Annotated in this window: 6 protein-coding genes; 4 read left to right on the top strand and 2 right to left on the bottom strand. The window is 46.4% G+C overall.

The genetic code is table 11. The annotated features are described in order from the left end of the window. Both ACT8X9_RS12590 and ACT8X9_RS12585 read right to left on the bottom strand, forming a co-directional pair. Positions 1-309 (bottom strand): zinc-ribbon domain-containing protein (locus ACT8X9_RS12590; RefSeq protein WP_444269217.1); only part of this gene is annotated, 309 nt, incomplete at its 3' end. Next, positions 266-1642, bottom strand: coding sequence for a zinc-ribbon domain-containing protein (locus ACT8X9_RS12585; protein WP_444269216.1), 1377 nt, complete (start codon positions 1640-1642; stop codon positions 266-268). The genes ACT8X9_RS12585 and ACT8X9_RS12590, both read right to left, overlap by 44 nt. A 1194-nt stretch (positions 1643-2836) precedes the next feature. Here ACT8X9_RS12585 and ACT8X9_RS12580 point away from each other — a divergent pair. The 4 genes from ACT8X9_RS12580 (at position 2837) to ACT8X9_RS12565 (ending at position 5758) form a co-directional block, all read left to right on the top strand. Beyond that, on the top strand, positions 2837-3604 hold the full coding sequence (locus ACT8X9_RS12580; protein ID WP_444269215.1) for an alpha/beta fold hydrolase: 768 nt from the start codon (positions 2837-2839) through the stop codon (positions 3602-3604). Between the two features lie 101 nt (positions 3605-3705). Then, positions 3706-4569 (top strand): MBL fold metallo-hydrolase, encoded by an 864-nt coding sequence (locus ACT8X9_RS12575; protein WP_444269214.1) that lies wholly within the window; start codon positions 3706-3708, stop codon positions 4567-4569. Then, positions 4566-5267 carry an L-2-amino-thiazoline-4-carboxylic acid hydrolase gene (locus ACT8X9_RS12570; protein WP_444269213.1) on the top strand — a complete coding sequence of 234 codons (702 nt, stop codon included), beginning with the start codon at positions 4566-4568 and terminating at the stop codon, positions 5265-5267. The genes ACT8X9_RS12575 and ACT8X9_RS12570 overlap by 4 nt, the downstream gene beginning before the upstream one ends. Beyond that, positions 5267-5758, top strand: a complete 492-nt coding sequence (locus tag ACT8X9_RS12565; RefSeq protein WP_444269212.1) for a hypothetical protein — start codon at positions 5267-5269, stop codon at positions 5756-5758. Before ACT8X9_RS12570 ends, ACT8X9_RS12565 begins: the two co-directional genes overlap by 1 nt. The last annotated feature ends 65 nt before the right edge of the window (positions 5759-5823 follow it).

The following is a 5823-nucleotide window of genomic DNA, read 5'->3' as shown; positions in this document are numbered from 1 at the left end:
ATTAGAACTATTTCTTTCATAATTCCATTCTTTTAAAAGCTCGGGATAAAGTGTTTCCAAATCGTTTACGCCTGTTTTGGGAACTCGACCGCTACAACATGGACAGCCAGACCCCTTTTTTCGATTTGCAGGACTCGCCTTCCATTCATAACCGCAATTTTTACACTGCCACCATACAGATTTAAAGTGTCCAGGAGTAATTTCGTGTGGCGTTAACTCTCCATTTTTTTGAGGATGCCATTCTTCCGCAAGGTCGGGAAAAAGGTCAAAAAGTGAACCTACTGCGGTAACCTTTTTTAATAAAAACATTTCCTCTGTGAACTTTAGAGCACTCAGCGCATCCGTTTCTCCCTTCACGAGTCATGCTATTGATAGTACTTTGCCATGTGTGTCCACAGGTTGGGCATTTCCACCAAACAATTTGATTTGAACCGGTCGTAAACATAGATGGTTTCAATGTGCCGTTCTTTTCATAGTTCCACTTCAGTGCAACATCAGGCCTTTCTGACTCAAGAGATTTTTCAATAGTTGAAAGGTAACTTAAAATCTGAGAGAAATCTCTTGTGATGTTTACACTTACCTTGCTATGAAAAGCGAATGGATCTGTTCGAATCCACATATTGGAATTTAAATCAATTAAATCCAGTACTTGGCGAATAATATTCTCTAGTTCAATTAGCTTTTTGGCAGTTTTGATAGTGTAAACAATATCTGCCGTTTTGGCATTATCGATCCAATCTCTTTTGGTTTCTTCTTTTATTCGAATCAATTTGATATTATTACTCTTGCAAATATAATATTTCTTTAATTCGCGTGAATATTCTTTATCACTTTGATGCCATGTTGCTCCATCAAATTCAATTCCTACATGGATGCATGGAATGTAAATATCTAATTCCATTGAAGATTGAAACACTTCTTTATATTTACTGATTACATCTGGATAAATTTTTTTCACATAATATAAAACCGCCTGTTCAGGGAATGACGATTGAGAACGTAGATTGCAAATGGGGCACTGTGTATTATCTGAATTTCTATCATGAATTCGAGCTTGATATGCATGACCAATAGGGCATCGCCACCAAACCCGTTTTCCACTTCCGGATGTTACATCACATGGTGTTAGTTCGCCGTTTTTTGAAGGATGCCATTCACCTGCAAGTTTTGGGTTGATCGTTGCGAGATCATTATAGCCCTTTAAGACTTTGTGCCCTGAACAGTATGGGCAGGCGTTTCCTCTTCGTGTGCGTCGGTCAATTTTTTGTATATACGAGTGACCTTTGGTACATATCCACCATATTCTTTTTCCACTGCCCGCAGTAAAGTCAGTCGGCAATAAATTTCCGTTTTTCTCATAGTTCCATTCTTTCGCAATATCAGGATACGATGTTTGTAGGTCGTTAAAACCTTTCAGAACTTTATTGCCGGAACAATATGGACATCCGTGTTTTCTGGACACATGGAGATCAATCGCCTGTTCATAATTATGACCCTTTTTGCAAATCCACCAAACACTTTTGTGAGAACCAGAAGAAACTGTTGCTGGATTCAGCGCTTCGTTCTTTTGATAATTCCATTCCTTATCAATTGAAGGATACTCACTTAGTAAATCATTGACTCCCGGAATCACTTTTTGCATACAATTCACCTATTACAAGTATATATATTCTATTTTAATATATCCTTTTTATAGTAACTGTCAAGCGAGACTTGATTGTTATGAGCAGGGTTTGGGGCAGGCACGCCCCAACAAGATCACTTAGAAAACTCGCAAGAGTTGCAGATGTGAAGTCCCGGATGGACAGAAATTTTTCAAGAATTGAAAATTTGTGGCCATGGGACGGTTCTTGCCCTCTACCGCTGCGCTCAAAACGTATTTTTAACAAATGTTTCCGAATTGTTAAGACGCAAAAATAAGTAGAGAGTTCCGCTGCTCATGTATGGGGGTCACCGTTTGCTCCGAACGCAGTTCCTGCCCCTGTTTGTGCAGCGGCGTTGACGAAAAGTCGGTATCACGTTCGGTCGGCTCATGAGATTTTCAAGGTGCGTTTCCCGTAAAAGAAAAATACCGCCCATGCAGCATAGCGATGGATTTTGTCGGGTGAAACAGCGGCAAAATGAATCGGGTGTGTTGCGGGGCGGTGAATTTTTCAGGGATAATCCACGGCGAGGCAGTGTTCAAAATGAACACGACCACATCTTGTGGAAAGGTTCAAAGCAAACCACAAGAGCAGTGGGATTTACAAGAAAAATACCACTGTGTGTGAAAATCGTCAAGAGGGTTTTGAAAAATTTGTTGAAGTGAAGCAAGAAAAGTATGACACATCTTGTGGCTTTAGGAAAAAATACGCTATGTGAATCAGAACAAACCCCATTTTCTGTCTGCGGTAGATCTTTCTATTGCCGGCAGCAACAGGATGTTGCATTTTTGACCATTGTCTAACAATCGATGCAAAAAAATGCAGGGGAAAAAACCCTCAGATGGTTGGGCAAAACAAATTCACGAAGTAAAAATAGCACTCCCACCGGGCGTTGTCAAGCAGAAACAGACAAGTTTACAGGGGCGAAATTTTTTCGATGCGGGAAACGTTTTGCCTCCTCTATGCCGCAGGGGAAGCTCCAATAACGAAATCTTTTTCAAAATCTCTGAAAATGACTAAACTCCTTGACAGAGGAGACGGCAGGGCGTATTATTTTGGCAGAAGGACCGCTGAGAGGCGGCTTTTTATAAGACTAAAAGTTAGCTTTACCTAACTCAAAACTCTGCCCTATACGAAGAAATATATCTCTTCTATTTACAGGTGGAAAATAAATAGAGAAGGAACGTATCACGATGAAAATCTACATTTTTGGTGCAGAGGATGCCCCGGTGCTGTTACTGCTGCCGGGCACCTGTTGCCATTGGAAAAGCAATTTCGGTGCGGTGATCCCGCTTCTGGCTGACAGCTTCCGGGTGCTGTGCGTCAGCTACGATGGCTTTGATGAGACTGAACAGACCGAATTTCCCACCATGCTGGAGGAGACCGAAAAGATCGAGGCCTACCTCAAGACCCACTGTGGCGGTCACATCCGGGCGGCCTACGGCTGCTCTCTGGGCGGCTCGTTTGTGGGGCTGCTGGCGGCACGGCAGAACATCCACATGGACTGTGGCATTCTGGGCAGCTCCGATCTGGATCAGGCATCGCCGCTGGCGGCAAGATTGCAGACTGATTTTCTGCTGCCATTGATCTACCCTGTGGTGCGGGACGGAAAGTTCAAGGCGAAATTTCTCCAAAAGCGTCTGGATAAGCGTGCCAGAGAGTCGGGGGATTATGTCAAAGCCTTTCTGAAAATGTTCGGTGAGGCCCGCCCTTATGTGACCATGCAGAGCTGTAAAAATCAGTTCTACTCCGATCTTATCACTCCGCTGCCGGATAAGATCTATGTACCCGGTACCGAGATCCATATTTTTTACGCCCTGAAAATGGGCGCAAAATATCGTGCCCGGTATCAGCAGCATTTTGCACATCCTGTTCTCCATGAGCAGAACTTGCAGCACGAGGAATTGCTGGCCTGTCACCCGGAGCAGTGGGCGCATCTGGTAAAAAGTATTGCATTGTGAACGGTAAAACGTATCTGGAGCAAGCAGGATTTTGTAAGATCCAGAACCACAAAAATAAAAAGGGCTGGCTTTGCATCACAGCACAGAAATGAGGTGCGATCATGTCGAAAAAGGCAACGGAATTTCAAAGAAAAGCAATGAGCTGGATGTACCGGGGCAAGGAAATCTTCAAGCCTTTGAACACTGGCTGGATCGACGAGAATGTTGCCTGCGTGCGCGAATGGGTGGCGAACATCTTCTTCTACCGCAAAGGCGATACGACCATTATGGTCGATGCGGGATATAACTACGACCGCCTTGCCGAAAAAATGGGCTGGCTTGGGATTGATCCGAAGTCGATACACCATATCCTTATCACCCATCAGGACACCGACCATGTGGGTGCGGTGGAAGCAGACAGTCCGGGGCTGTTCCGGAATGCGAATCTGTACATCGGCGAGATCGAGAACCGGTATCTCACCGGCGAGGAGCGGCGAAAAGTCATCTATCATCTCTATAAATTGCCGCAGGTCACAATCAACAACGAAAAGGTACTGCTGCACGATGGGCAGGTACTTGACATTGACGGCGTCAGGATCGAGTGTTTTCTGGTTCCCGGCCATACATGGGGACATATGGTCTACCTCATTGACGATAAATACCTTTTTACCGGCGACACGCTGTGGTTTGGCGCGGACGGCGGCTACAGCTTCATTTCCTCGCTGGCGGAGGACAATAAGCTGGCTGTGCAGTCACTGGCGGAGCTGGAGCGGAAACTGCGCGCACGTGGGCTGCATCCATATTTCATCACCGGTCACACGGGATGGACGGACAATTTTGCCTTTGCGGTTGCCCACAAAGACAAGCACTGTTCACCATTCAAAAAACGAGTACACGACCCATCGGCACCCTATGATGCCTACGACGAATCGGACGACACCGAAGAAAATGCAAAGAGCGATTTTCTGAAAGGCGTGGGAAGATGAAGGACAGCGAATTACAAATTGACCGTAGCTGCCATGTGCTATATTCCAAACCCTGCAAAAAAGAAATTCTGGCGAAAATGGCCCTGCACTATCCGGAAGCAGAGTGGGAGACAGTATGGGAAAAGGTGCAGCGGCAGTACGCGGTCTTTCTCTCCGACTGGCGCACCGACTTGGGCGGTAAAAAGAACTTCCACAACGGCGTAGGCGGCACCTACGACTGCATCGCCATTATGTGCTATTACGATGTGTGCCGGGATGTGACCACATTCCGTGAAATTGAAGAGATGGAGGAAAAACTGATTCTTCCAACTTTCCGCAAGCTGAAATTTGTGGACTGCAACAAGCCGTTCTGGAGGAAGCTGATGTACAAGGCGTTTGTTCGTGCGAAAAGCGGCTGCGACAAATGGCACGATTACGAGATGTCGGTTGCGCCTTATGAAACCGACAAGCCTATTTATTATGAATTTACGGCGTGCCCGGCGGCGGAATTTGCCAAGCGGTTCGGATTTACGGACATTATGCCCGCCCTGTGCAATGTGGACTATGCGTCCATGGAACTGCTCCATGCCAAGCTCGTGCGGACGACCACCTGCGTGGACGGCTGCCGATGCGACTATACCATCTGCGGCGATCAAGACCCGTATGCAAAGGAACATCCCGAATATCGGGACGAGGCAGGATTCAGGAGGAATAAGTAATGCTTTTACAGGTGATTCTGGAAGGTCTTGGGTTGGGAGTTCTGCTGGTTCTGATCTGCGCTGCGGGCATCCGCAAGGGGGCTGTTGGGATGGTGCATCTTTACAGCCTGGAGGTGCAGGAGCGGTGCATTACGCTGGGACTTACAACACACGAGAAAATCAAGCGAAATTCTCTACTTTTCAAAGCCGTCTGCGTTTCCGGCTACATCGCCTATGTGCTGGTCTGTGTCTATGGGATAAATGGTGCGCGCAGCTTTGCAGCGGGTTTCTGGCAGCTGCTGGTGATTTTATCCATAATGAATCTCATGGACCGCCTGTTGGTTGACGGCTACTGGGTGGGGCACACGAACGCATGGACGATTCTCGGAACGGAGAATCTGAAGCCCTACATTACTGCAAGAGACAAGCAGAAAAAGTGGCTGTTCGGCACGGTGGGCATGGCAGTCATAGCGATGGTGCTGGCGGCAATGATGACTGCTTTTATTCATTGAGGAAGGAACCTATGAAATACAAAATCGAGAAAAACACCGTGCAGGAGACGCTGATCCTCCCACTG

The sequence above is a fragment of the Faecalibacterium sp. genome, assembly GCF_052358865.1.
Lineage (GTDB): Bacteria > Bacillota > Clostridia > Oscillospirales > Ruminococcaceae > Faecalibacterium > Faecalibacterium butyricigenerans.
This window is presented reverse-complemented; position numbering and strand designations above follow the sequence as displayed.

What these genes read in the sequence shown, in the direction of transcription:
- ACT8X9_RS12575 (WP_444269214.1), top strand. Translation starts at nt 3,706, where the DNA reads ATGTCGAAAAAGGCAACGGAATTTCAAAGAAAAGCAATGAGCTGGATG.
- ACT8X9_RS12570 (WP_444269213.1), top strand. Translation starts at nt 4,566, where the DNA reads ATGAAGGACAGCGAATTACAAATTGACCGTAGCTGCCATGTGCTATAT.
- ACT8X9_RS12580 (WP_444269215.1), top strand. Translation starts at nt 2,837, where the DNA reads ATGAAAATCTACATTTTTGGTGCAGAGGATGCCCCGGTGCTGTTACTG.
- ACT8X9_RS12565 (WP_444269212.1), top strand. Translation starts at nt 5,267, where the DNA reads ATGCTTTTACAGGTGATTCTGGAAGGTCTTGGGTTGGGAGTTCTGCTG.
- ACT8X9_RS12585 (WP_444269216.1), bottom strand. Translation starts at nt 1,642, where the DNA reads ATGCAAAAAGTGATTCCGGGAGTCAATGATTTACTAAGTGAGTATCCT.